Genomic DNA, 22,278 nt, shown 5'->3' with positions numbered 1-22,278 from the left:
TCCTGTGCCTCATGCGCGCACGGAGCGAAGCGAGTACGCGCATGAGTGTGCCCGCCACCGCCACCCACGCGGCCGAGCCGAGCGTCGGCGCCAAGCCTCGACGCAAGATCCCCCGCTGGTGGTTCGTCGTCGGGTTCTTCGCGATCCTGGCGGCGCTGTCGGTGCTGGAGATCATCACCGGCGCGAACGACCTGACCTCGTCGGGCACCGTCTCGGCGATGTTCATCGCCACCGTGCCGATCATGCTCGCCGGTCTCGGCGGCCTCTGGTCGGAGCGCGCCGGCATCGTCAACATCGGCCTCGAGGGCATGATGATCCTCGGCACCTGGGGCGCCGGCTACTTCGGCTACCACTACGGCGCCTGGGCCGGTGTCGCGGGCGCGGTCATGTTGGGCGTCCTCGGCGGCCTCGTGCACGCGGTGGCGACCGTGATCTTCGGCGTCGACCACATCATCTCCGGTGTCGCGATCAACATCATCGCGCTCGGTGCGGTCCAGTACCTCGCCTCGCTCACCTTCGTCGGGCTGCCCGGCGGCGGGCAGACGCAGTCGCCGAAGATCCCCGACGTGCAGACGGTCACCATCGACCCGATCAGCGACGGCCTGTTCGACCTCGAGAAGAAGGACCTGTTCGTGGTCTCCGAGCTCGCGGCCGTGCTGCGGGCCCTGGTGACCAACCTGTCGCTGCTGGTGGTCCTCGCGGTGCTGCTGCTGCTGCTCAGCTACTGGCTGCTGTGGCGCACCCCGTTCGGGCTGCGACTGCGCTCCTGCGGTGAGAGCCCGGTGGCCGCGGAGTCGCTCGGTATCCGCGTGCTGCGCTACAAGTTCGTGGCGGTCCTGGTCTCCGGCGGCCTTGCCGGCCTGGGTGGCGGCTTCCTCGCGATGGTCGCGTCGAGCAACTACCGCGACGGGCAGACGGCCGGGCGGGGCTACATCGGCCTGGCAGCCATGATCTTCGGCAACTGGCGCCCCGGTGGCCTGCTGGCCGGCTCCGGCCTGTTCGGCTACACCGACACGCTCAGCCTGCGCCAGGGTGGTGACTCGGTGCATGCGCTGCTGCTCGCACTGGCAGTGCTCGCGCTCGCCATGGCGGTCTGGCAGGCCCGGCAGGGCCAGCAGCGGGCCGCGGTCGTGACCGGGTTCGTGGCGCTCGCGCTCGGCGCGCTGTACTTCGCGATCGACGAGGTGCCGAGCGACTTCACCCGGATGACGCCGTACGTCATCACGATGCTGGTGCTCGCCTTCGCCTCACAACGATTGCGGATGCCGACAGCCGACGGGCAGATCTACCGCAAGGGCAGCGCAGGGTAGTGAGCGCCCAGGACACCGAGTTCGACTGGGAGTCGCTCAAGGCGGCGGCCGAGGAGGCGATGAGGCACGCGTACGTGCCGTACTCGCGCTTCTCGGTCGGCGCCGCGGCGCTCGTCGACGACGGTCGGACGGTGGTCGGCTGCAACGTCGAGAACGCGTCGTACGGCGTCGGCCTGTGCGCCGAGTGCGGACTGGTCAGCCAGCTGCACATCAGCGGTGGCGGGCGGCTGACGCACTTCGTGTGCGTCAACGGCGAGCGCGAGATCATCATGCCGTGCGGGCGGTGCCGCCAGCTGCTGCACGAGAACGGTGGGCCGGGGCTGCTGCTGTGGACGGTCTCGGGCGTGAAGCGGATGGACGAGGTGCTGCCGGATGCGTTCGGTCCCGACGACCTCGATTGACCTGACCGACCCGGCCGTCGTCGCCGACCCGTACCCGCACTTCGCGCGCGAGCGTGCGCGGCACCCGGTGGCGTGGCACGAGCCGACCGGCCGGTACCTCACGTTCGCGCACGCGACGGTCGGGCAGGTGCAGCGCGACCGGCGGCTGGGCCGGCTCTGGAAGGACAAGGAGCCGCTCGACCACCTCGAGCCGTTCAACCTGCTGCACCGCAACCAGATGATGGAGAACGAGCCGCCCGAGCACACCCGGCTCCGGCGCCCGGTCGCCTCGGCCTTCGCCCGCGGGCACGTGGAGCGGCTGCGCCCGCGGGTGCGGGAGCTGGCCGCCGAGCTGCTCGCCGGGGTGGACCCGGCGGGCTTCGACGTGGTCGGGGACTATGCCGAGCCGCTGCCGGTGCTGGTGATCGCGGACCTGCTGGGGGTGCCGCGCACCTACGCGCACTCGCTGCGCGACTGGTCGCAGGCGATCGTGCGGATGTACGAGGTCTCGCCGCCGCAGGAGACGGTCGACGCGGCCGTCGCCGCCGCGACCGACTTCGCCGGCCTGGTGCGCGAGCTGGTGCGGGAGCGGCGTACGGCGCCCGCCGAGGACCTGATCACCGACCTGGTCGCGACCGAGCTGACCGAGGACGAGGTCGTCGCCGCGGTGGTGCTGCTGCTCAACGCCGGGCACGAGGCCTCGGTCAACGTGTTCGGCAACGGCCTGACGGCGATGCTGCGTCGCGGCCTGCGTCCTGGGTCCGACGTGCCTCGCACGGTCGAGGAGATGCTGCGCTTCGACTCCGCGCTCCAGCTGTTCGAGCGGACCGCCATGGAGGACGTGCAGGTCGGCGAGGGCGAGCAGGCCGTGCTGGTCGAGGAGGGGCAGAAGGTCGTCGCCCTGCTCGGCGCCGCGAACCGCGACCCGGCGGTCTTCGACGACCCCGACGTGTTCGACGTGGACCGCGATCCCAACAACCACCTGGCGTTCGGGGTCGGTGTGCACTTCTGCCTGGGCGCCCCGCTCGCGAGGATGGAGCTGGCGGAGTCGGTGTCCGAACTGTTCGAGACGTTCCCCGACCTGGCCCTCACCGGAGCGCCGGAGAGCCGCGGGACGTTCGTGTTGAGAGGGTTCCGTAGCGTGCCCGTGGGAGGAACACATGCCTGACCATGACGCCGTCGAGGTGATCGCCGCCAAGCGCGACCGCCACGAGCTGACCGACAGCCAGATCGACTGGGTGGTCGACGCCTACACCAGGGGTGCGGTCGCCGACGAGCAGATGTCGTCGCTCGCGATGGCCATCCTGCTCAACGGGATGAACCGGCGCGAGATCGCCCGCTGGACCGCCGCGATGATCGCGTCGGGGGAGCGGATGGACTTCTCCTCGCTCTCGCGGCCGACCGCCGACAAGCACTCCACCGGCGGGGTCGGCGACAAGATCACGCTGCCGCTCGCGCCGCTGGTCGCCGCCTGCGGGGTCGCCGTCCCGCAGCTCTCCGGGCGCGGCCTGGGCCACACGGGTGGCACCCTCGACAAGCTCGAGGCCATCCCCGGCTGGCGGGCGGCCCTGTCGAACGACGAGATGATGGCGCAGCTCGAGTCGGTGGGTGCGGTGATCTGCGCGGCCGGCGATGGGCTGGCGCCCGCGGACAAGAAGCTCTACGCGCTGCGCGACGTGACCGGCACCGTCGAGGCGATCCCGCTGATCGCCTCCTCGATCATGTCCAAGAAGATCGCCGAGGGCACCGGCTCACTGGTGCTCGACGTCAAGGTCGGCACCGGCGCGTTCATGAAGGACATCGACTCCGCGCGCGAGCTCGCCGAGACGATGGTCGCGCTCGGCACGGACGCGGGCGTCCACACGGTCGCGCTCCTGACCGACATGTCTACCCCCCTGGGGCGCACCGCCGGCAACGCGATCGAGGTCGCCGAGTCGGTGGAGGTGCTCGCCGGCGGCGGCCCGGCCGACGTCGTGGAGCTGACCCTGGCGCTGGCCCGCGAGATGCTGGCCGGCGCGGGTCGCGACGACGTCGACCCGGCCGACAAGCTGGCCGACGGCTCCGCGATGGACGCCTGGAAGGCGATGATCCGGGCCCAGGGCGGCGACCCCGACGCCGCGCTCCCGCAGGCGCGGGAGAGCCATGTCGTCAGTGCTCCCGCGTCCGGCGTGCTGACCCGGCTGGACGCGATGGCCGTCGGGCTGGCCGCCTGGCGGCTGGGCGCCGGCCGGGCCCGCAAGGAGGACCCGGTGCAGGCCGGCGCCGGCGTCGTCTGGCACGCCCGCCCCGGGGACGCCGTCACCGAGGGGCAGCCGCTGTTCACGCTGCTCACCGACGACGAGCACCGGTTCGAGCGGGCCCTGGACTCACTCGGGGGCGGCTACGACATCGCGCCCGCGGACTCGCCGTACACCCCGACGCCGCTGGTGATCGACCGGATCGCCTGACCCGGGGTCAGGGGAGGAGCAGGACGACGGTCTCGGCGACGCAGGCGGGCTTGGCCTCGCCCTCGATCTCGACGGTGTAGCGCAGCGTGAGCTGCTGGCCGGCCGGGATCTCGGCGACCTCAGCGAGCGTCACGTGCGCCCGGACCCGCTTGCCGACCCGGACGGGGTTGGGGAAGCGGACCTTGTTGACGCCGTAGTTCAGCTTGGCCCCGGGGGTCTCCAGCGAGAACACCTGGCTGCCCAGGAACGGCACCAGCGACAGCGTGAGGTAGCCATGGGCGATGGTGCCGCCGAACGGCCCGGTGGCCGCCCGCTCGACGTCGACGTGGATCCACTGGTGGTCCCCGGTGGCCTCGGCGAACCGGTCCACCCGGTCCTGCTCGATCGGGAGCCACTCGGAGGTGCCCAGCTCCTCGCCGCTCGCGGCGGCGACCTGTTCCAGGGTCGTGAAGACGCGCATGCCGGGAACCTACCGGTCCGCCGCAGTCGGCGCGGACCGGGGCCCAGAGGTGAAAGGATCGCGGCATGACCGTGTCGCCGAGCCCGTCCCCGAACCCGTCCCCGACCCTCGACCAGGTGCAGCGGGCGCCGAAGGCGCTGCTGCACGACCACCTGGACGGCGGGCTGCGGCCCCAGTCGATCATCGAGCTCGCAGCGGAGATCGGGCACCAGCTGCCGGCCGTGGAGGGCGACCTGTCCGCCGAGTCGCTCGGCCGCTGGTTCGCGGAGGCCGCCGACTCCGGCTCGCTGGAGCGCTACCTGGAGACCTTCGACCACACGGTCTCGGTGATGCAGACGGCCTCGGCGCTGACCCGGGTGGCGCGGGAGTGCGTGGAGGACCTGGTCGCCGACGGCGTGGTGTACGCCGAGGTCCGCTACGCGCCCGAGCAGCACGTGGTCCAGGGGCTGAGCCTCGACGAGGTCGTCGCGGCGGTCCAGGAGGGCTTCGACCAGGGCGTGGAGGCGGCCGGCGGGCGGATCGTCGTCCGCCAGCTGCTCACCGCGATGCGGCACCAGGCTCGGTCGATGGAGATCGCCCACCTCGCGGTCGCGTGGCGCGATCGCGGCGTCGCCGGCTTCGACATCGCCGGTGCCGAGGCCGGCTATCCCCCCACCCGCCACCTGGACGCGTTCGAGTACCTGCAGCGGGAGAACGCCCACTTCACGATCCACGCCGGCGAGGGCTTCGGGCTGCCGTCGATCTGGCAGGCCATCCAGTGGTGTGGCGCCGACCGGCTCGGGCACGGCGTCCGGATCATCGACGACATCACGGTCGCCGAGGACGGGGCCGTGAGCCTCGGCCTGCTGGCGGCGTACGTCCGCGACAAGCGGATCCCGCTGGAGATGTGCCCCTGGTCGAACGTGCAGACCGGCGCGGCCACCTCGATCGCCGAGCACCCGATCGGGCTGCTGAAGCGGCTCGGCTTCCGGGTGACGGTGAACACCGACAACCGGCTGATGAGCCGCACCTCCGTGACCCACGAGCTGTGGTCGTTGGTCGAGGCGTTCGGCTACGGGTTGAAGGACCTGGAGTGGTTCACGATCAACGCGATGAAGTCGGCGTTCCTGCCCTTCGACGAGCGGCTGGCGCTGATCACCGATGTGATCAAGCCGGAGTACGCCGTGCTCAAGGCCGAGCACGCGTGATTCAGTCGGGCAGGACCGCCCACCAGGCGTGGTCCCAGCCGGCCAGGCCCAGCCGGGCCGACGCGAACTCGGTGCGCGAGACGTCCACCAGGCGCCCGCGCGCCGGCTCGAAGAAGCGCAGCGCGCCCTCGTGCTCGCCGAGGGCGAGCACCACGTGCCGGGGCAGCCAGCGACTCCCGACGTACACGGGGACCGGCTGGTGCTCGCGGGTCGCGGCGGCGATGGCGTCGTACCCGGTGGCCGGCGAGGTGCGGATCCACCGGACGTCCCGGTCGCCGAGCTGGCGGGCGACCGCCCACGGCGGGGTCCCGAGCGCCCGCGGCCACGGCAGCTGCAGCCGGCCGCGGTCCACCGGCGCCGTCACCCGGCGGTGCATCGCCAGCACCTCCTCGCGGAACCGGTCCGGCACGGACGGGGCGGCGCCGATGTACTCGCCGTACCCGTGGTCGAGGATCATCCGCGCGACGACCAGGACGGTCGCGCCGCAGGAGACCCGGTCGGGCTGGACCAGGCGCTCGCGGAACACCCGCTCCGGCCAGTCCTCGCTCACCGCAGCGCGCCCTTCCCGATCAGGGCGGTGACCGCGGCGAGGCCCTGCTCGGGCGTGACCGGCTCGCAGCCCTTCGCGACCGCGTGCGCGACGACGCGGCGCTGGTCGCGCATCAGCGCGAAGCCGCGCCGGACCAGCACCAGCGGCGGCTTGCGGCGTTCGCGCAGGTCCCGGGTCAGCCGGCGCCAGAAGGTGACGGCCGGGTGCTGGCGCACGCAGTACGCCGCCGCCAGCTGGCCCGTGTCAGTCACGTGCGGCACGACCTCCTGGGCGAAGATGCCCTCGGCCACGAACAGCTCGGCGCCGTCGAGGTCGAGGGTCTGCACCCCGCAGCGCCCGTCCCGCGCGATGTCGTAGACCGGCACCTCGGCGCTGCCCTCCCGGCAGAGGGTGTCCAGCGCGGCGAGCGCGTCCTCGAGCCACCACGACCGCGGGTCGTCCCAGTCCACCAGGCCGGCGTTGGCGCCCTCGGCGATCCGCGGGAGGGTCGGGTCGTCGCCGTTCTTGTAGAAGTCGTCGAGCCGGAGGACCGGCAGGCCGACCCGCTCGGCGAGGCGGGACTTGCCGGCGCCCGAGGGCCCGGCGAGGACGATCACACGCGCGCGCACCGGCAGGTCATACCCCGATCGGGTGCCAGACGGTCTTGGTCTCGAGGAATGCCGTCATCGGCTCGAGGCCCGGGTCCGGCGACCAGTCCGGCTCGGCGGCCGGCGCCCGGCGTACCCGCTTGAGGTTGTCGGCCGCGGCGACCTCGAGGTCGGTCGCCAGTGCGGTGTCGCCGGCGATGCCGGTCAGGTCGATCGCGTTCACGTCCATGTGCGCGGCCAGCCACGGGCCGACGGTCGCCGCCGAACCGGTCAGCAGGTTGACCACGCCGCCGGGCACGTCGGAGGTCGCGAGCACCTCCGCGAACGTCACGGCCGGCAGCGGCCGCTCGTAGGAGGAGACGACCACGGTCGTGTTGCCGGTCACGATGACCGGCGCCACCACGCTGACCAGGCCGAGCAGCGAGGACGCCTGCGGGGCGAGCACCGCGACGACGCCGGTGGGCTCGGGGGTCGAGAGGTTGAAGTACGGCCCGGCCACCGGGTTGGCGTTGCCGACGACCTGGGTGATCTTGTCCGCCCAGCCGGCGTACCAGACCAGGCGGTCGATCGCCTCGTCGACGACCCCGCCGGCCTTGGCGGCCGAGAGGCCCTCGGACTGGCTGACGACCTGCACGAACTGCGGGCGGCGGTCCTCCATGACCTCGGCGATCCGGTAGAGGATCTGGGCCCGGTTGTACGCCGTGCGCCCGGACCAGCCGCCGAAGGCCTTGCGGGCCGCGGCGACGGCGTCGCGGGCGTCCTTGCGGGAGGCGAGGGCGGCGTTGGCCACGAACTTCCCCTTGCTGTCCAAGACCTCGTAGGAGTAGCCCGACTCCGAGCGTGGGAACGCGCCCCCGATGTAGAGCTTGTAGGTCTTGCGGACGTCGATCCTGTTCACCGCTACATCCTCACGTGGCAATCGGGGTCCCCGCGGAAGCGTGCGCGCTCGGCGCGAAGCGCCCTCATCGCGCGCCTTCGTGGGGTGATCTTAGGTACGCCTCCAGCCCGTGGCGGCCGCCCTCGCGGCCGTAGCCCGACTCCTTGTAGCCACCGAACGGGCTGGTCGGGTCGAACTTGTTGAACGTGTTGGCCCAGACCACGCCGGCGCGCAGCGAGGCGGCCATCTTGAGGATCAGCGAGCCCTTGTCGGTCCACACGCCCGCGGACAGGCCGTACGGCGTGTTGTTGGCCTTCTCGAGCGCCTCGGCCGGGGTGCGGAAGGTCAGCACCGACAGCACCGGGCCGAAGATCTCCTCGCGGGCGATCCGGTGGGCCTGGGAGACGCCGGTGAAGATGGTCGGCGGGAACCAGAACCCCTTGGTGGGCAGGTCGCAGGCGACCTCCCAGCGCTCGGCACCCTCGGCGTCGCCGACCTCGGAGAGCTCGCGGATCCGCTTGAGCTGCTCGCCGGAGTTGATCGCGCCGATGTCGGTGTTCTTGTCGAGCGGGTCGCCCATGCGCAGCGTGGACATCCGTGCCTTGAGCCGCTCGAGCAGGTCCTCGGCGATGCTCTCCTGGACCAGCAGCCGGGAGCCCGCGCAGCAGACGTGGCCCTGGTTGAAGAAGATCCCGTCGACGATGCCCTCGACGGCCTGGTCGATCGGCGCGTCGTCGAAGACGATGTTGGCGGCCTTGCCGCCGAGCTCGAGGGTGACCCGCTTGCTGGTGCCGGCGACCGACCGGGCGATCGCCTTGCCGACCTCGGTCGAGCCGGTGAACGCGACCTTGTCGACCCCGGGGTGGCCGACGAGCGCCTGGCCGGTGCCGCCGGCTCCGGTGACGATGTTGACCACGCCCGGCGGCAGGTCGGCCTGCTGGCAGATCTCGGCGAACAGCAGCGCGCTGAGCGGCGTGGTCTCCGCGGGCTTGAGCACCACGGTGTTGCCGCAGGCCAGCGCCGGCGCGATCTTCCACGACAGCATCAGCAGCGGGAAGTTCCACGGGATCACCTGGGCGGCGACGCCCAGCGGCTGCGGATCCCGGCCGTGGCCCGCGTACTCGAGCTTGTCCGCCCAGCCGGCGTAGTAGAAGAAGTGCGCCGCCGCGATCGGCACGTCGACGTCGCGCGACTCCTTGATCGGCTTGCCGTTGTCGAGCGACTCCAGCACGGCGAGCTCACGGCTGCGCTCCTGGATGATCCGGGCGATCCGGTAGAGGTACTTGGCGCGCTCGCGGCCGGGCATCCGCGACCAGACCTTGTCGTAGGCGGTACGCGCGGCCTTCACCGCCGCATCGACGTCGGACTCGTCGGCCTCGGAGATCTCGGCGAGCACCTCCTCGGTCGCGGGGCTGATCGTCTTGAACGACGCGCCGTGGCCGTCGACGAAAGCACCGTTGACGAACAGGCCGTACGACGGCTTGATGTCGACCACGGCGCGCGACTCGGGTGCGGGGGCGTACTCAAAGAGCGAAGGCATCGGGATCAGTCCAGCGTGAAGTAGTCGGGACCGGAGTAGCGGCCGGTCTTCATCTTGGTGCGCTGCATGAGCAGGTCGTTCAGCAGCGTGGAGGCGCCGAAGCGGAACCAGTCGGGGTCGAGCCAGTCCTCACCGGCGACCTCGTTGACCATCACGAGGTACTTGATGGCGTCCTTGGCGGTGCGGATGCCGCCGGCCGGCTTGACGCCGACCATCCGCCCGGTGGCCCCGCGGAAGTCGCGGACGGCCTGGAGCATCACCAGCGTCACCGGCAGGGTGGCGGCCGGCTGGACCTTGCCGGTCGAGGTCTTGATGAAGTGCGCGCCGGCCATCATCGCCAGCCAGCTCGCGCGGCGGACGTTGTCGTAGGTCTGCAGCTCGCCGGTCTCGAAGATCACCTTGAGATGGGCGCCCTCGCCGTTCTCTCGGCGGCACGCCTCGCGGACGGCGACGATCTCGTCGTACACGTGTTGGTAGCGCCCGGCGAGGAACGCGCCCCGGTCGATGACCATGTCGATCTCGTCGGCGCCGGCGTCGACCGCGTCGCGGACGTCGGCGAGCTTGATGTCGAGGGCGGCGCGGCCGCTGGGGAACGCCGTCGCGACCGCGGCGACGTGCACGCCGCTGGTGCCGAGCGCCTGCTTCGCGATGCCGACCATGTCGGGGTAGACGCAGACGGCGGCGGTCGCCGGGCAGGTCGGGTCGGAGGGGTCGGGGCGCATCGCCTTCGCGGACAAGGCCCGGACCTTGCCGGGGGTGTCCTGGCCCTCCAGGGTGGTCAGGTCGACCATCCGGATCGCGAGGTCGAGGGCGAACTCCTTGGCGCTGGTCTTGATCGACCGCGTCGCGAGCCCGGCGGCGCGGGCCTCGGCGCCGACCTGGTCGACGCCCGGCAGGCCGTGGAGGAACCTCCTCAGGGACGCCTCCGACCGGGTGACGTCCTCGAACGCGGGGTCGAGGATGGTGGGGGTGCTGCTCACCGACCCAGCATAGGGTTGTCGGCGCCATGGACCACAACCGGGAGAGTGCCCTCATGACCGACCCCAGCCCCGACGCCGTCGTGGAGCGTTTCCACGCGACGAACGGGCGGATCAGCGGCTACCTCGGGCTGGTCTGCGCGGGCATCGTGCTGGCGCTCGCGATCGCCTCCTGGGGCGGTGAGCACGCGCCCGTCGTCGCCGTCGCGGCGCTGCTCGGGGCACTGCTCGTCTGGGTGGCGCTGCTGCGCCCGGCACTGTGGGCCGGCCGCGACGACCTGGTGATGCGGGGCATGCTTCACACCGACCACGTCCCCCTCGCCTCGATCACGAAGGTGGTGGTCGGTCAGGTGCTCGCCGTGGTCGCGGCGGACAAGCGCTACACCTCCCCGGTGGTCGGCTACACCGCCCGCCAGACCCTGCGCAACCGTGCTGGTGCTGCTCGCAACCGCCCGGCCCCGACCGCGATGGACACCTACCAGGTGTTCGTCGAGGAGCGGATCACCCACCTCTCCCGCGAGGCCCGGGAGCTGCACCACGACGCCGGGGAGGTACGCCGTACCCTCGCCTGGCCCGAGATCGCCGGCGTGGTCGTGCTGGTGGCGGCCCTGGTGGTCGCCCTGGTGGTCTAGATGCCGGCAGCCTGCTTGATGCCGTCACGCAGCGCGTCGAGCCGGCCGGCGGCAGCGATCCGGGCCGCATCCACTCCGCCTTCGGCGTCGACGGGCACCACGACCTCGAGGTAGCACTTCAGCTTCGGCTCGGTGCCGCTCGGGCGCACCACGACGCGCGCGCCGTCGGCCAGCAGGTAGCGCAGCCCCTCGGTCGGCGGCAGGTCCGCGCTGCCGGTCGACAGGTCTTCCGCGCGCTCGACGGCGAGCCCGCCGAGCGCGGCGGGCGGGGTCGCCCGCAGCCGGGCCATCGCCGCGGCGATCTCGCCGAGGTCGGAGACCCGTACCGAGAGCTGGTCGGTCGCGTGCAGGCCGTGCTCGACGGCCAGGTCGTCGAGCAGGTCCACCAGCCCGCGGCCCTCGGCCTTCGCGGCGGCCGCGAGCTCGCAGAGCAGCAGCAGGGCGGAGACGCCGTCCTTGTCCTTCACGTGCTCGGGGTCGACGCAGTAGCCGAGCGCCTCCTCGTAGCCGAACGCGAGCCCCTCGACCCGGCCGATCCACTTGAAGCCGGTCAGGGTCTCGGCGTAGGGCCGGCCGGCCGCCCTCGCCATCTTCCCGAGCAGGCTCGACGACACGATGCTGGTGGCGTAGGTGCCCTGCTTGCCGCGGCTCAGCAGCGCGTGGGCGAGCAGCGCCCCGACCTCGTCGCCGCGCAGCATCCGCCAGCTGTGCGGGCCGGGCACGGCCGCCGCGCACCGGTCCGCGTCCGGGTCGTTCGCGACGACCAGGTCCGCACCGCGCGCCCGGGCCAGCTCCATCGCCAGGTCCATCGCGCCCGGCTCCTCGGGGTTCGGGAACGCGACGGTCGGGAAGTCGGCGTCGGGCAGCTCCTGCTGGACGACGACCGCGGGCTCGGAGAAGCCTGCGGCCTCGAGCACCCGCTGGACCGTCGTACCGCCCACGCCGTGCAGCGGGGTGTAGACGACCGACAGGTCGCGCGGGCCGTCCTCGGCGAGCCCCGCCACGGTGTCGAGGTAGCGGTCGACGATCTCCTCCTCGAGCACGGTGCCGCCGCTCCCGCGCGGGACGTCGGCCACCGCGCCGACCGCCGCGATCCGCGCCGCGATCTCGGCGTCGGCGGGCGGGACGATCTGGCTGCCGTCGCCGAGGTAGACCTTGTAGCCGTTGTCCTGCGGCGGGTTGTGGCTCGCCGTCACCATCACGCCCGCGGCGCAGCCGAGCTCGCGGATCGCGTAGGCCAGCAGCGGCGTCGGCAGCGGCCGCGGCAGGAGGTAGGCGGTCAGCCCGGCGCCCGTCATCACCTCCGCGGTGTCGCGCGCGAAGACGTCGGAGTTGTGCCGCGCGTCGTACCCGATCACCACGGAGCCGCGCTCGGTGCCGGTGTCCTTGAGGTACGCCGCGAGCCCGGCCGCGGCGCGGATCACCACGACCCGGTTCATCCGGTTGGAACCCGCGCCGAGCGCGCCACGCAGCCCGGCGGTGCCGAACTCGAGGGTCCCGGCGAAGCGGTCGCGCAGGTCGTCGGCGGGACCGCCCGACTCCACCTCCGCGATCACCGCCTCGAGCTCGGCACGGGTCTGGTCGTCGGGGTCGTCGGCCACCCAGGCACGGGCGGTCCGGAGCAGGCTGCTCACATCGGCGGAGGTCATGAGGGCACGATACGAGGGTGGGTCCGGTCTTCGCGTTCGGTGGTCGCTGGTTCGTCCCTGCGTCGCCGTCGGCGGTGCACGACGTGCTCGTCGACCTCGAGCACTACCCGGACTGGTGGCCGCAGGTGGTCGCCGTCGCGTCGCTGGGTCCCGACGACGCGCGGGTGCTGTGCCGCTCGGTGCTGCCCTACACCCTCGACCTGGTCCTGCACGCTGCGGACCGGTCGCCCTCCCGGCTCGAGGTCGGCGTCTCGGGGGACCTGATCGGGTCGGTCTGCTTCAAGCTGACGCCCGCCGACGACGGCCGCGGCACCCACCTCGACCTGGACCAGGAGGTCACCGTCCCTGGCCTGCTCGGGCTGGCGGCGTACGCCGCCGGTCCGGTGCTGCGCTGGAACCACCACCGGATGATGGCCGGGTGCGTGGCGGGTCTCTCCGCGCGGCTGAGCGCTCGATCGGGCTAGCTGTCGATCGAGCTCATGTCGCCGTACCGCTCGCCGACGACCGCGCCGCGCGGGACCGCCTCGTCGAGAGCGGCCAGGTCGGCCCCGGTCAGCTCGATCGCCGCGGCCGCGGCGTTCTCCTCGAGGTAGCGCACCCGCTTGGTGCCGGGGATCGGCGCGACGCCGAGCCCGTCGTCGCCCTGCGCCAGCACCCAGGCGAGCGCCAGCTGGCCGGGCGTGCAGCCCTTCTCCTCGGCGATCGCCCGGACCCGGTCGACCAGCCGGAGGTTGGCGCGCAGGCCCTCGCCGTTGAGGCGAGGGAAGTACGCCGAGCGCCGGGAGTCGCCCTCCTCCAGGGAGGTGTCGGAGGTGATCGTGCCGGTCAGGATGCCGCGACCCAGCGGGGAGTAGGGGACCAGTCCGATGCCGAGCTCGCGCAGCGTCGGGATGATCTCGTCCTCGAGGTCGCGGGTGAACAACGAGTACTCCGACTGCAGCGCCGTGATCGGATGGGTGGCGTGGGCGCGGCGGATCGTGGCCGCGGACGCCTCGGAGAGGCCGAGGTGGCGGACCTTGCCGGCCGCGACGAGCTCGGCCATGGCGCCGACCGTCTCCTCGATCGGGACGGTCTTGTCGACGCGGTGCTGGTAGTACAGGTCCAGGTGGTCGACGCCGAGCCGCTCGAGGGAGGCGTCGCAGGCCGACCGGACGTACTCGGGGCGGCCGTTGATGCCGAGCCGGGTGCCGTCGGGGCGCCGCTCGTTGCCGAACTTGGTGGCGAGCTGGACCTCGTCGCGCCGCCCCGCGATGGCGCGGCCGACCAGCTGCTCGTTGGTGAACGGGCCGTACATGTCGGCGGTGTCGAGGAAGGTGACGCCGAGGTCGAGAGCGCGATGGATGGTCGCGACCGCCTCGCCCTCGTCGCGGCTTCCGTAGAACTCCGACATGCCCATGCAGCCCAGGCCGAGCTGGGAGACGGTGAGCGGGGCGACGGTGCCGAGGGTGCGCTGGTGGATGGTCATCCCCCTACTCAACCCGCTGGTCGCGTCAGGTCAAGAGGAACGGTCCAGCGCCGGTCGCTCCAGGTCGGCCGTCGCGTACGGGCCGCCGACGTGGGCGGCCTCCGCCTGGTCCGCCGGGCCGGGTGCCACCGAGGCGGCGAAGTCCTCGGCGTCGTCCTGTGGCTCGTAGCCCAGGGCCCGACCGGGCTCGAGGTCCCACCACGCGCGGGTGTTGCGGGAGATGCCGTACAGCACCGCGAAGCCCGGGGCGGGTGCGGTCAGCGCGGCCTCGACCATCCGCACGCAGTCGTCGTGGGAGAGCCAGGTCGCCAGCTGGCGCATCGTCTCGGGGCGCTCGAGGAACGACCCGATCCGGCACGCGACCGCATCGATGTCGTGGCGGTCGGCGTACAGGCTCAGCAGCGCCTCGGCGGCGACCTTGCTGACGCCGTAGTAGGTGTCCGGCCGGGGCCGGACGTCGGTGCCCAGCAGGTCGTCCCCGAGCCCGGCGCGGGGCGTCCGGCCGACCGCGTGGTTGGAGGAGGCGTAGACGAAGCGGCGCACGTCGTGCTCGACCGCCGCGTCCAGCAGGGCACCCGTGGAGACCACGTGAGACGTCAGGGAGTCCCGGAGGCTCGCCTCGCCCGGGTGGCCGGCGAGGTGCACGACCGCGTCCACCCGCTCCTCCTCGAACACGGCGGCGACCGCGTCCGGGTCGGTGGCGTCGACCGTGTACCACGCGCCGTCCTCGCCGTCGGGCTGCGGCACCCGGTCCAGGCCGACGACGACGTGGCCGCGGTCAGCAAGCCCCAGGCTGACGACGCGGCCGATGCTGCCGGCGGAGCCGGTGACGAGAACCTTCACCCGGCGAAGGCTAGCCGTCACCGCTCGGCAGCGGCGCGGTCGCCATCCCCACGGCCATCGCCACCAGGTTCGTCACGAACCGCTCGGTCGGCAGCTGGGCCCGGCCGGGCGTGGCGCCCTCCTGGGCCCGGGCGCGGTCGGCGACCGAGCGCAGGATGAAGCTGGTGACCAGCGCCATCCGCTCGTTGAGCAGCGCCTCGTCGTACGCCGGCAGCCGCGCCGCCAGCAGCGCGTAGACGGGCACGCCGCCGGTGCGCTCGAGCGCGGCGGCCACGTCGGGGTGCACCCGGTCGTACTCCTCGACGAGCTGGCCGATGATCACCAGGTAGCGGCGGCCGTCCGTGCCGGTCTCGGAGAGCTCGACGGCCGGCCGCACGATCGCCTCCACGACCGCGGTCAGGTCGTCGTCGGGGCGGTTGCGGGCGAGCTCCAGGAGCTCGCCCTCGCGTCGGGCGAGGAAGGCCGCGTGCTGGTCGACGACCGCGACGATCAGGCCGTCGCGGGAGCCGAAGTGATAGTGCACCGCGCCCCGATTGCGCTGCCCGGCGCGCCGGGTGATGTCGACGAGGGACGCTGTGAACACGCCGTGCTCCGCGAACGCCTCCGTGGCCGCCTCGACCAGCCGTCGACGCGTCTCGGCGGAGGCGCCGGTCGCGGGGGAGGCGGTGGAGGCGGACACGACGCGGGTCAGATCCTCGGGACGATGCGGCCGAGCAGGTCGCCCATCCGGGAGGCGGCGGCGCGGCCGGCCTCGAGGACCTCCTCGTGGTTGAGTGGCTCGCCGCTGATGCCGGCGGCGAGGTTGGTCACCAGGCTGATGCCGAGGACCTCCAAGCCTGCCTCGCGGGCCGCGATCGCCTCGAGGGTGGTGCTCATGCCGACCAGATGACCGCCGATCGCGCGGACCATGCCGATCTCGGCGGGGGTCTCGTAGTGCGGACCGGGGAACTGGACGTACACGCCCTCGTCGAGGGTCGGGTCGACCTCGTGGCACAGGGCCCGCAGCCGCGGGCTGTACAGGTCGGTCAGGTCGACGAACCGGGCGCCCTCGATGGGGGATCTGCCGGTCAGGTTGATGTGGTCGCTGATCAGCACCGGGGTCCCGGGCGACCAGGTCTGCTTGAGCCCGCCGCAGCCGTTGGTCAGCACGATGGCCCGGGCGCCTGCGGCGGCCGCCGTACGCACGCCGTGCACGACCGCGGCGACACCCTTGCCCTCGTAGTAGTGGGTGCGGCTGAGGAACACCAGCAGCTGCTTGTCGCCGGCGCGGATCGAGCGGATCTTGCCGGAATGACCGGCGACCGCGGCGGGGGAGAAGCCCGGCAGGTCGGTGGTGGCGATCTCGGCGGTCGCCTCCCCGAGCGCATCGACGGCCGGCAGCCAACCCGAGCCGAGCACCAGGGCGACGTCGTGCCGCTCCACACCGGTGAGCTCCGCGAGCCGCGCGGCGGCCTCGGTCGCTCGGTCGTACGGGTCCTGCGGGCTGTGCGTCTCGGGCTGCTGCGTCACGCTTCGGACTCTAGTGCGGCGGCGGCGTGGTGCACGATTCGACCGGTTTGGGCGGGCGGTTTCCCCGGTGAACCGGGGAAGTTGGAACTGTTGGCCCGAAACTTCGGCCCAAAGGTTCCGGTATTGCCCCCGAAGTTGCCGGCGCGGGTTCTCCACAGGCGCGAAGTCGGCCGGCTTCGGCCCGATCGGGCGCGGGCAGACCACCGGCATGATGATTCCGATGAACGACCCTCGCCGCGGGCGAGTCATGCTGCGCAAGGAGCTGCTCGAGAACGGCTTCAACGACAAGGCCATCGCTCAACGCGTCAAAGGCGGCGAGTGGGTCAAGATCCGACACGGTGCCTACACCGATGCGAGCACCTGGGACGCGCTGGACAAGGCGGGCCGACACGCGTTGGTGGCGCGGGCGGTCGTCGCGCAGTCTCGGACCAACGTCGTCGTCTCGCACGTCTCCGGTCTGCCCTTCGTCGATGCACCGACCTGGGGGATCAGCCTCGACCTGGTGCACATCACCAGGAAGGACGGCAAAGCCGGACGGTCGGAGGCGGGCGTGGACCAGCACTGCGGGAAGATCCTCGACGGCGACGCTGTCGAGCTGGACGGGCTCACCGTGATGGCGCCAACCCGGCTGGCGTTGGAGACGACGACAGTTGTGGACGTCGAGGCCGCGGTGTGCGTGGTGAGTCATCTGCTGCACGCGGGCACGACCACCATGGAGGCGCTTCGCGCCCGCTACGAACTGATGCAGCACTGGCCGGAGACGCTGCGGACGGATCTGGTCCTCCGACTGTCCGACCGCCGCTTCGAGTCGGTCGGCGAGTCCCGCACGTACTACCTCTGCTTCCGCGAGGGTCTACCGATGCCGATCCCCCAGTACGAGATCATGGACGAGAACGGTCGAGTCGTCGCTCGCGTGGACTTCGCGTGGCCCGAGCTGGGCGTCTTCCTGGAGTTCGACGGGAAGATCAAGTACGAGGCGCTCCTCAAGGAAGGGCAACGGGCGTCGGACGTCGTGGTGGCGGAGAAGGAGCGCGAGTCGATGATCTGCCGGCTCACCGGCTGGCGATGCATCCGGATCACCTGGGCCGACTTGGCCGATCCGGCACGGACAGCCGCGATGATTCGCCGCGCGCTGGCCCCGCGCGCCGCCTGAGACCCGCCACCTGGCCTCAAGCTCAGGCAGAACTGGAACTGTTGGCCCGAAGTTTCGGCCCAACAGTTCCGGTTTCCCCGGTGAACCGGGGAAACCGACGCGCTCGCCCGCGGCTACAACCCGATCGAGCGGCAGGGGCGGATGCGGAGCGCGGCGACGTAGTCGGCGGGGGCGTCGGCGGCCTCGGCGGCGTCGGCGAGGATGCCGAGGTACGACGCGGAGGGCAGCCCACCCTCGTACGCGTCCAGGACGTAGGTCCAGGCGACCAGCTCGCCAGTCATCGTGGCGACCCGGACGCGAGTCTTGCGGTAGAGGCCCAGGTCGGCGGCCTCCCAGCCGTCGAGGGCGGCCTCGTCCTCGCGGGTGACGTCGTACACCGCGACGAAGACCTGGTCGATCGGGTCCTCGACGATCGTCGAGAGCGCGCCGTCCCAGCCGTGCTCCTCGCCGCCGAAGGTGAGCCGCCAACCCTGGAGCCAGCCCGTCGTGGACAGCGGGGAGTGCGGACAGCGCTCGCTCATCCGGACGGGATCCAGATTGGTCCCGTAGGCGGCGTAAAGCGTCACGCGTGCAGAGTAGTGGAGCGGCGTGGAGCCGGTCCCGGTCACGTCAGTAGGCTGGCGACCGTGACCCACTTCAACGTCCTCGTCCTCGGTGCCGGCCCCGGTGGGTACGTCGCCGCCATCCGCGCCGCCCAGCTGGGCCAGACCGTCGCCGTCATCGAGGAGAAGTACTGGGGCGGCGTGTGCCTCAACGTCGGGTGCATCCCCTCGAAGGCGCTGCTGCGCAACGCCGAGATCGCCCACATCATCACGAAGGAGAAGGACACCTTCGGGATCAGCGGCGAGGCGACGATGGACTTCGGTGCCACTCACAAGCGCAGCCGCGGTGTGGCGGAGGCGAGCGCCAAGGGCGTGCACTACCTGATGAAGAAGAACAAGATCACCGAGCTCGACGGCTGGGGCACGATCAAGAGCCCGCGCGAGGTCGAGGTCGACAAGGACGGCCAGAAGCAGACCTACACCTGTGACAACCTGATCATCGCCACCGGCGCACGGGTCCGGATGCTGCCGGGCATGAGCGTGAGCCAGAACGTCGTCACCTACGAGGAGCAGATCCTCACCGACCAGCTCCCGAAGTCGATCATCATCGGCGGCTCCGGCGCGATCGGCGTGGAGTTCGCCTACGTGCTCACCAACTTCGGCGTCGACGTCACGATCGTGGAGTTCCTCGACCGGATGGTCCCGACCGAGGACGCGGACGTCTCCAAGGAGCTGCTCAAGCAGTACAAGAAGCTCGGCGTGAAGGTGCTGCTCTCGACCAAGGTCGACCAGGTCGAGGACACCGGCTCCGGCGTCCGGGTCACCGTCAGCCCGGCGGCCGGCGGCGACGCGCAGGTCCTCGAGGCCGACAAGATGCTCGCGGCGTTCGGCTTCGCGCCGCGGATCGAGGGCTACGGCCTCGAGAACGCCGGGGTCGAGGTCAGCGACCGCGGCGCGATCGAGGTGGACGCCCGCGGCCGCACCAGCGTCGAGAACGTCTACGCGATCGGCGACGTCACCGGCAAGCTGATGCTGGCCCACACCGCGGAGGCGATGGGGGTCGTGGCCGCGGAGACGATCGCCGGCGCCGAGACCCACGAGATCGACTTCGACATGATCCCGCGCGCGACGTTCTGCCAGCCGCAGATCGCCTCGTTCGGCTACTCCGAGGCCCAGGCCAAGGAGAAGGGGTACGACGTCAAGGTCGCGACGTTCCCGTTCAGCGCCAACGGCAAGGCCCGCGGCATGGCCGAGGGCGTCGGCTTCGTGAAGATCGTCGCGGACGCGACGTACAACGAGATCGTCGGCGCGCACATGATCGGCCCGGAGGTCACCGAGCTGCTGCCCGCCCTGACGCTGGCCCAGCAGTGGGACCTGACCGCCGACGAGGTCGCCCGCAACGTCTTCGCCCACCCGACGCTCTCGGAGGCGATGAAGGAGGCCGTCGAGGGCATCGCCGGCCACATGATCAACCTGTGACCGACAGTCGGATGACCAGCCAGCGCGTCGTCATCATCGGCGGTGGCCCCGGCGGCTACGAGGCGGCCCACGTCGCGGCCCAGCTCGGTGCCGAGGTCACGATCGTCGACACCGACGGGGTCGGTGGCTCTGCGGTGCTCACCGACTGCGTGCCGAGCAAGACCCTGATCGCGACGGCGGAGGTGATGAGCGACCTCGCCGACGCGGCCGAGCTCGGCGTGACGTTCGCCGACGCCGAGGGCGACGTGGCCACGTCGATCCGGGTCGACCTCGCGACGGTCAACGCGCGGGTCAAGCGGCTCGCCGCCGCCCAGTCCGCCGACATCGGCCGGCGGCTGGACCGCGACGGCGTCACCGTGCTCCGCGGCCGCGGCAGCCTGGTCGGTCCCGACCGGGTGCTGGCCCGGCTCGCCGACGGCACCGAGCAGGTGCTCGAGGCCGACGCGATCCTGCTCGCCACCGGCGCCGCCCCGCGCACGCTGCCCACCGCGCAGCCGGACGGCGAGCGGATCCTCACCTGGGAGCAGGTCTACGACCTCACCGAGGTCCCCACCGAGCTGATCGTCGTCGGCTCCGGCGTCACCGGCGCCGAGTTCGCGAGCGCCTACCTCAACCTCGGGATCCCCGTCACCCTCGTCTCCTCCCGCGATCACGTCCTGCCCGGCGAGGATGCCGACGCCGCGAAGGTCCTCGAGGACGTCCTGACCCGCCGCGGCATGACGGTCCTGGCCCGCTCGCGCATGGAGTCGGTGTCGCGCGATGGCGACCGGGTCACGGTCACGCTGACCGACGGGCGCACCGTCGAGGGTTCGCACTGCATCCTCGCGCTCGGGTCGGTGCCCAACACCGCGGGCCTGGGCCTGGAGGAGGCGGGCGTGGTCCTCGATGACGGCGGCTTCGTCAACGTCGACCGGGTCTCCCGTACGTCGGCCCGCGGAATCTATGCCGCCGGCGACTGCACCGGCGTGCTGATGCTGGCCAGCGTCGCCGCCATGCAGGGCCGGATCGCGATGTGGCACTTCCTCGGCGACGCCGTGCAGCCCCTGGACCTGAAGACCGTGTCCTCGAACGTGTTCACGGCGCCCGAGATCGCCACCGTGGGCTGGTCGCAGCGCGCCATGGAGGAAGGGGAGATCCTGGCCGAGGTCGTCATGCTGCCGATGTCGGGCAACCCCCGCGCGAAGATGCAGGGCGTCCGGGACGGCTTCGTCAAGCTGCTCTGCCGGCCCGGCACCCGCACCATCGTCGGCGGCGTGGTCGTCGGCCCGCGGGCCAGCGAGCTGATCCACCCGGTGGCGATCGCGGTCGCCGAGTCGCTGACCGCCGACCAGCTTGCCCAGGCCTTTACGGTGTATCCATCGATGAGCGGCTCGATCGCCGAGGCCGCTCGCCGCCTGCACCGCGCCTAGGCCGACGACCCTCGGCCGACGACTCTCGGAGGACCCATGATCCGACGGCTCGCCGTCCTGCTGACGGCCGCCGCCCTCGCCGCGCCGGTCGCTCCGGCCTACGCCGAGCGGTCTGAGCGGGCGCCCGTCCAGCGGGAGCCGGCCAGCGTCACCATCTCCACGTGGGGCAACGGCCACGGCAAGGGCCTCTCGCAGTACGGCGCCCGCAACCGCGCCGACGCGGGGGAGAGCTACGGCCAGATCCTCGACCACTACTACCCGGGCACGTCGCAGGGAAGCGCCCGCGGCAGCATCCGGGTGCTGCTGAGCGCCGCACCGGGCGGTCGGATGACCATCCAGGCACGCTCGGGCGTCAAGGCACGGGCAGGAACCAGGACCTGGACGCTGCCCACCCGTCGCGACGGCAAGTCCGTCAAGCTCTGGCGGGTCCGGCGCGCGGGCGAGCGGTGGGAGCTGGCCTACCGCACCGGCTCCTGGCACGTGTGGCGCACGACGCGGGTCGCGGCAGCGTTCGCGTCCCGGCAGCCGATGGCCCTCGTGAAGGCGGCGACGTATCGCGGCGTGCTCCGTCTCACCCCGTCCGGCGTGGTCAACACGGTCGGTCTCGAGAACTACGTCCGCGGGGTCGTGGCCCAGGAGATGCCGGCGAGCTGGTCGCCGGCGGCCGTGCAGGCCCAGGCGGTGGCGGCGCGCACGTACGCCGTCTTCGAGCGTGGCAACGTGGCAGCGGGCCGCGACTACGACCTGTGCGACACCTCGGCCTGCCAGGTCTACCTCGGCGCGGCGGGGGAGCACCCCGCCTCCGACGCCGCCGTCGCCGCGACCGCAGGCGAGGTCCGCAGCTACGGCGGCGAGCCGATCTTCGCCCAGTTCTCCGCGAGCAACGGCGGCTACAGCGTCGATGGCGGTTACCCGTACCTGGTGGCTGCGCCCGACGACCAGGACCACGGCTATCCCGGCGATCCGGCGAGCCGGACGTTCACCGGCGATGAGATCACCCGCCACTGGACCGGGCTCGGTGACCTGGTGTCGGTGGAGGTGCTCGAGCGCGACGGCAACGGCACCGCGCAGGTGCCGGGGGGCCGGGCGACGCTGCTGCGGGTCACCGGCACCAAGGGCGAGGTGGACGTCAGCGGCTCGGCCTTCCGCTCCTACCTGGGCCTGCGCACCACGCTGCTGGAAATTACATAACTGTAGTTCTCTGGTTCACATTGCGGACGGGTGTGACCCGTGATGCGATTGGGGTTCCCATCCGTCACAGTCGTCCCAGAGGTCACCATGC

The 22,278-nt window shown here is 72.0% G+C and carries 23 protein-coding genes; 11 read left to right on the top strand and 12 right to left on the bottom strand.

Features of this window, described 5'->3' with window-relative positions; genetic code table 11:
* Positions 1 to 41: 41 nt before the first annotated feature.
* The 4 genes from NOCA_RS28045 to NOCA_RS19385 are packed head-to-tail and all read left to right on the top strand — an operon-like array spanning position 42 to position 4,137.
* Positions 42 to 1,310: an ABC transporter permease gene (locus NOCA_RS28045; RefSeq protein ID WP_041546707.1), complete on the top strand. Its 1,269-nt coding sequence runs from the start codon at positions 42 to 44 to the stop codon at positions 1,308 to 1,310.
* The gene (locus NOCA_RS19395) at positions 1,310 to 1,711 is read left to right on the top strand and encodes a cytidine deaminase (RefSeq protein ID WP_011756970.1); all 402 of its coding nucleotides are present in this window, start codon (positions 1,310 to 1,312) and stop codon (positions 1,709 to 1,711) included. The genes NOCA_RS28045 and NOCA_RS19395 overlap by 1 nt, the downstream gene beginning before the upstream one ends.
* Positions 1,683 to 2,858 (top strand): cytochrome P450, encoded by a 1,176-nt coding sequence (locus NOCA_RS19390; RefSeq protein WP_011756969.1) that lies wholly within the window; start codon positions 1,683 to 1,685, stop codon positions 2,856 to 2,858. Before NOCA_RS19395 ends, NOCA_RS19390 begins: the two co-directional genes overlap by 29 nt.
* Positions 2,851 to 4,137, top strand: a complete 1,287-nt coding sequence (locus NOCA_RS19385) for a thymidine phosphorylase (protein ID WP_011756968.1) — start codon at positions 2,851 to 2,853, stop codon at positions 4,135 to 4,137. The genes NOCA_RS19390 and NOCA_RS19385 overlap by 8 nt, the downstream gene beginning before the upstream one ends.
* Before the next feature lie 7 nt (positions 4,138 to 4,144).
* Here the strand turns inward: NOCA_RS19385 and NOCA_RS19380 are convergent, their stop codons facing one another.
* Positions 4,145 to 4,597 (bottom strand): MaoC family dehydratase, encoded by a 453-nt coding sequence (locus NOCA_RS19380; protein ID WP_011756967.1) that lies wholly within the window; start codon positions 4,595 to 4,597, stop codon positions 4,145 to 4,147.
* 65 nt (positions 4,598 to 4,662) lie between these two features.
* Here NOCA_RS19380 and NOCA_RS19375 point away from each other — a divergent pair, with 65 nt between their 5' ends.
* Positions 4,663 to 5,784, top strand: a complete 1,122-nt coding sequence (locus tag NOCA_RS19375; protein WP_011756966.1) for an adenosine deaminase — start codon at positions 4,663 to 4,665, stop codon at positions 5,782 to 5,784.
* Between the two features lies 1 nt (position 5,785).
* Here NOCA_RS19375 and NOCA_RS26035 read toward each other — a convergent pair whose 3' ends face one another.
* The 5 genes from NOCA_RS26035 to deoC all read right to left on the bottom strand — a co-directional run bounded on the left by NOCA_RS26035 (position 5,786) and on the right by deoC (position 10,318).
* The gene (locus NOCA_RS26035; protein WP_011756965.1) at positions 5,786 to 6,334 is read right to left on the bottom strand and encodes a hypothetical protein; all 549 of its coding nucleotides are present in this window, start codon (positions 6,332 to 6,334) and stop codon (positions 5,786 to 5,788) included.
* Complete coding sequence (locus NOCA_RS19360; protein ID WP_011756964.1) at positions 6,331 to 6,942, bottom strand: ATP-binding protein; 612 nt, start codon at positions 6,940 to 6,942, stop codon at positions 6,331 to 6,333. The genes NOCA_RS26035 and NOCA_RS19360 overlap by 4 nt, the downstream gene beginning before the upstream one ends.
* Positions 6,943 to 6,949: 7 nt before the next feature.
* On the bottom strand, positions 6,950 to 7,819 hold the full coding sequence (locus tag NOCA_RS19355) for an aldehyde dehydrogenase family protein (RefSeq protein WP_011756963.1): 870 nt from the start codon (positions 7,817 to 7,819) through the stop codon (positions 6,950 to 6,952).
* Between the two features lie 64 nt (positions 7,820 to 7,883).
* Positions 7,884 to 9,338: an aldehyde dehydrogenase family protein gene (locus tag NOCA_RS19350; protein WP_011756962.1), complete on the bottom strand. Its 1,455-nt coding sequence runs from the start codon at positions 9,336 to 9,338 to the stop codon at positions 7,884 to 7,886.
* 5 nt (positions 9,339 to 9,343) lie between these two features.
* Positions 9,344 to 10,318 carry a deoxyribose-phosphate aldolase gene (deoC, locus tag NOCA_RS19345; protein WP_011756961.1) on the bottom strand — a complete coding sequence of 325 codons (975 nt, stop codon included), beginning with the start codon at positions 10,316 to 10,318 and terminating at the stop codon, positions 9,344 to 9,346.
* Positions 10,319 to 10,371: 53 nt separating this feature from the next.
* Between deoC and NOCA_RS19340 the strand changes: the two genes are divergently transcribed.
* Positions 10,372 to 10,947, top strand: a complete 576-nt coding sequence (locus NOCA_RS19340; RefSeq protein ID WP_140403965.1) for a hypothetical protein — start codon at positions 10,372 to 10,374, stop codon at positions 10,945 to 10,947.
* On the opposite strand, the gene NOCA_RS19335 is transcribed toward NOCA_RS19340, so the two are convergent.
* Positions 10,944 to 12,596, bottom strand: a complete 1,653-nt coding sequence (locus tag NOCA_RS19335) for a phospho-sugar mutase (protein ID WP_011756959.1) — start codon at positions 12,594 to 12,596, stop codon at positions 10,944 to 10,946. The genes NOCA_RS19340 and NOCA_RS19335 overlap by 4 nt on opposite strands.
* A 17-nt stretch (positions 12,597 to 12,613) precedes the next feature.
* Here NOCA_RS19335 and NOCA_RS19330 point away from each other — a divergent pair, with 17 nt between their 5' ends.
* Positions 12,614 to 13,060 (top strand): SRPBCC family protein, encoded by a 447-nt coding sequence (locus tag NOCA_RS19330; protein WP_011756958.1) that lies wholly within the window; start codon positions 12,614 to 12,616, stop codon positions 13,058 to 13,060.
* Here the strand turns inward: NOCA_RS19330 and NOCA_RS19325 are convergent.
* From NOCA_RS19325 to NOCA_RS19310, 4 genes are read right to left on the bottom strand one after another with little or no spacing between them, the layout of a single operon-like run.
* Positions 13,057 to 14,061, bottom strand: coding sequence for an aldo/keto reductase (locus tag NOCA_RS19325; protein WP_011756957.1), 1,005 nt, complete (start codon positions 14,059 to 14,061; stop codon positions 13,057 to 13,059). The two genes, NOCA_RS19330 and NOCA_RS19325, sit on opposite strands and share 4 nt — an antisense overlap.
* Before the next feature lie 30 nt (positions 14,062 to 14,091).
* Positions 14,092 to 14,904 carry an NAD-dependent epimerase/dehydratase family protein gene (locus tag NOCA_RS19320; RefSeq protein ID WP_041546702.1) on the bottom strand — a complete coding sequence of 271 codons (813 nt, stop codon included), beginning with the start codon at positions 14,902 to 14,904 and terminating at the stop codon, positions 14,092 to 14,094.
* A 10-nt stretch (positions 14,905 to 14,914) separates the two neighbouring features.
* Positions 14,915 to 15,583, bottom strand: coding sequence for a TetR/AcrR family transcriptional regulator (locus NOCA_RS19315; RefSeq protein ID WP_011756955.1), 669 nt, complete (start codon positions 15,581 to 15,583; stop codon positions 14,915 to 14,917).
* A gap of 8 nt (positions 15,584 to 15,591) precedes the next feature.
* A complete protein-coding gene (locus NOCA_RS19310) occupies positions 15,592 to 16,413 on the bottom strand; it encodes a purine-nucleoside phosphorylase (protein WP_011756954.1) in 822 nt (273 codons plus the stop codon).
* Between the two features lie 67 nt (positions 16,414 to 16,480).
* On the opposite strand from NOCA_RS19310, the gene NOCA_RS26030 reads away from it, so the two are divergent.
* Positions 16,481 to 17,566: a hypothetical protein gene (locus tag NOCA_RS26030; protein WP_148217937.1), complete on the top strand. Its 1,086-nt coding sequence runs from the start codon at positions 16,481 to 16,483 to the stop codon at positions 17,564 to 17,566.
* A gap of 113 nt (positions 17,567 to 17,679) precedes the next feature.
* Here the strand turns inward: NOCA_RS26030 and NOCA_RS19300 are convergent, their stop codons facing one another.
* A complete protein-coding gene (locus NOCA_RS19300; protein ID WP_041547947.1) occupies positions 17,680 to 18,132 on the bottom strand; it encodes a gamma-glutamylcyclotransferase in 453 nt (150 codons plus the stop codon).
* Positions 18,133 to 18,192: 60 nt separating this feature from the next.
* On the opposite strand from NOCA_RS19300, the gene lpdA reads away from it, so the two are divergent.
* From lpdA to NOCA_RS19285, 3 genes are read left to right on the top strand one after another with little or no spacing between them, the layout of a single operon-like run.
* Entirely contained in the window at positions 18,193 to 19,587 is a 1,395-nt protein-coding gene (gene lpdA / locus NOCA_RS19295; RefSeq protein ID WP_011756951.1) for a dihydrolipoyl dehydrogenase, read from the top strand.
* 11 nt (positions 19,588 to 19,598) lie between these two features.
* Positions 19,599 to 20,996: an NAD(P)H-quinone dehydrogenase gene (locus NOCA_RS19290; RefSeq protein WP_011756950.1), complete on the top strand. Its 1,398-nt coding sequence runs from the start codon at positions 19,599 to 19,601 to the stop codon at positions 20,994 to 20,996.
* A gap of 36 nt (positions 20,997 to 21,032) precedes the next feature.
* Complete coding sequence (locus NOCA_RS19285) at positions 21,033 to 22,187, top strand: SpoIID/LytB domain-containing protein (protein WP_011756949.1); 1,155 nt, start codon at positions 21,033 to 21,035, stop codon at positions 22,185 to 22,187.
* Positions 22,188 to 22,278: the final 91 nt, after the last annotated feature.

It is taken from the genome of Nocardioides sp. JS614 (assembly GCF_000015265.1).
Taxonomy (GTDB): domain Bacteria; phylum Actinomycetota; class Actinomycetes; order Propionibacteriales; family Nocardioidaceae; genus Nocardioides.
The sequence above is the reverse complement of the archived record's forward strand: the minus strand, read 5'-3'. Positions and strand labels throughout refer to the sequence as shown.

Bases quoted from the DNA above. Each gene is read 5' to 3' on its own strand.
- NOCA_RS19290 (WP_011756950.1), top strand. From the start codon at position 19,599: ATGACCAGCCAGCGCGTCGTCATCATCGGCGGTGGCCCCGGCGGCTAC.
- NOCA_RS19335 (WP_011756959.1), bottom strand. From the start codon at position 12,596: ATGACCTCCGCCGATGTGAGCAGCCTGCTCCGGACCGCCCGTGCCTGG.
- NOCA_RS19285 (WP_011756949.1), top strand. From the start codon at position 21,033: ATGATCCGACGGCTCGCCGTCCTGCTGACGGCCGCCGCCCTCGCCGCG.
- NOCA_RS19325 (WP_011756957.1), bottom strand. From the start codon at position 14,061: ATGACCATCCACCAGCGCACCCTCGGCACCGTCGCCCCGCTCACCGTC.
- NOCA_RS19340 (WP_140403965.1), top strand. From the start codon at position 10,372: ATGACCGACCCCAGCCCCGACGCCGTCGTGGAGCGTTTCCACGCGACG.
- NOCA_RS19375 (WP_011756966.1), top strand. From the start codon at position 4,663: ATGACCGTGTCGCCGAGCCCGTCCCCGAACCCGTCCCCGACCCTCGAC.
- NOCA_RS19350 (WP_011756962.1), bottom strand. From the start codon at position 9,338: ATGCCTTCGCTCTTTGAGTACGCCCCCGCACCCGAGTCGCGCGCCGTG.
- NOCA_RS19385 (WP_011756968.1), top strand. From the start codon at position 2,851: ATGCCTGACCATGACGCCGTCGAGGTGATCGCCGCCAAGCGCGACCGC.
- NOCA_RS19390 (WP_011756969.1), top strand. From the start codon at position 1,683: ATGCGTTCGGTCCCGACGACCTCGATTGACCTGACCGACCCGGCCGTC.
- NOCA_RS19380 (WP_011756967.1), bottom strand. From the start codon at position 4,597: ATGCGCGTCTTCACGACCCTGGAACAGGTCGCCGCCGCGAGCGGCGAG.
- NOCA_RS28045 (WP_041546707.1), top strand. From the start codon at position 42: ATGAGTGTGCCCGCCACCGCCACCCACGCGGCCGAGCCGAGCGTCGGC.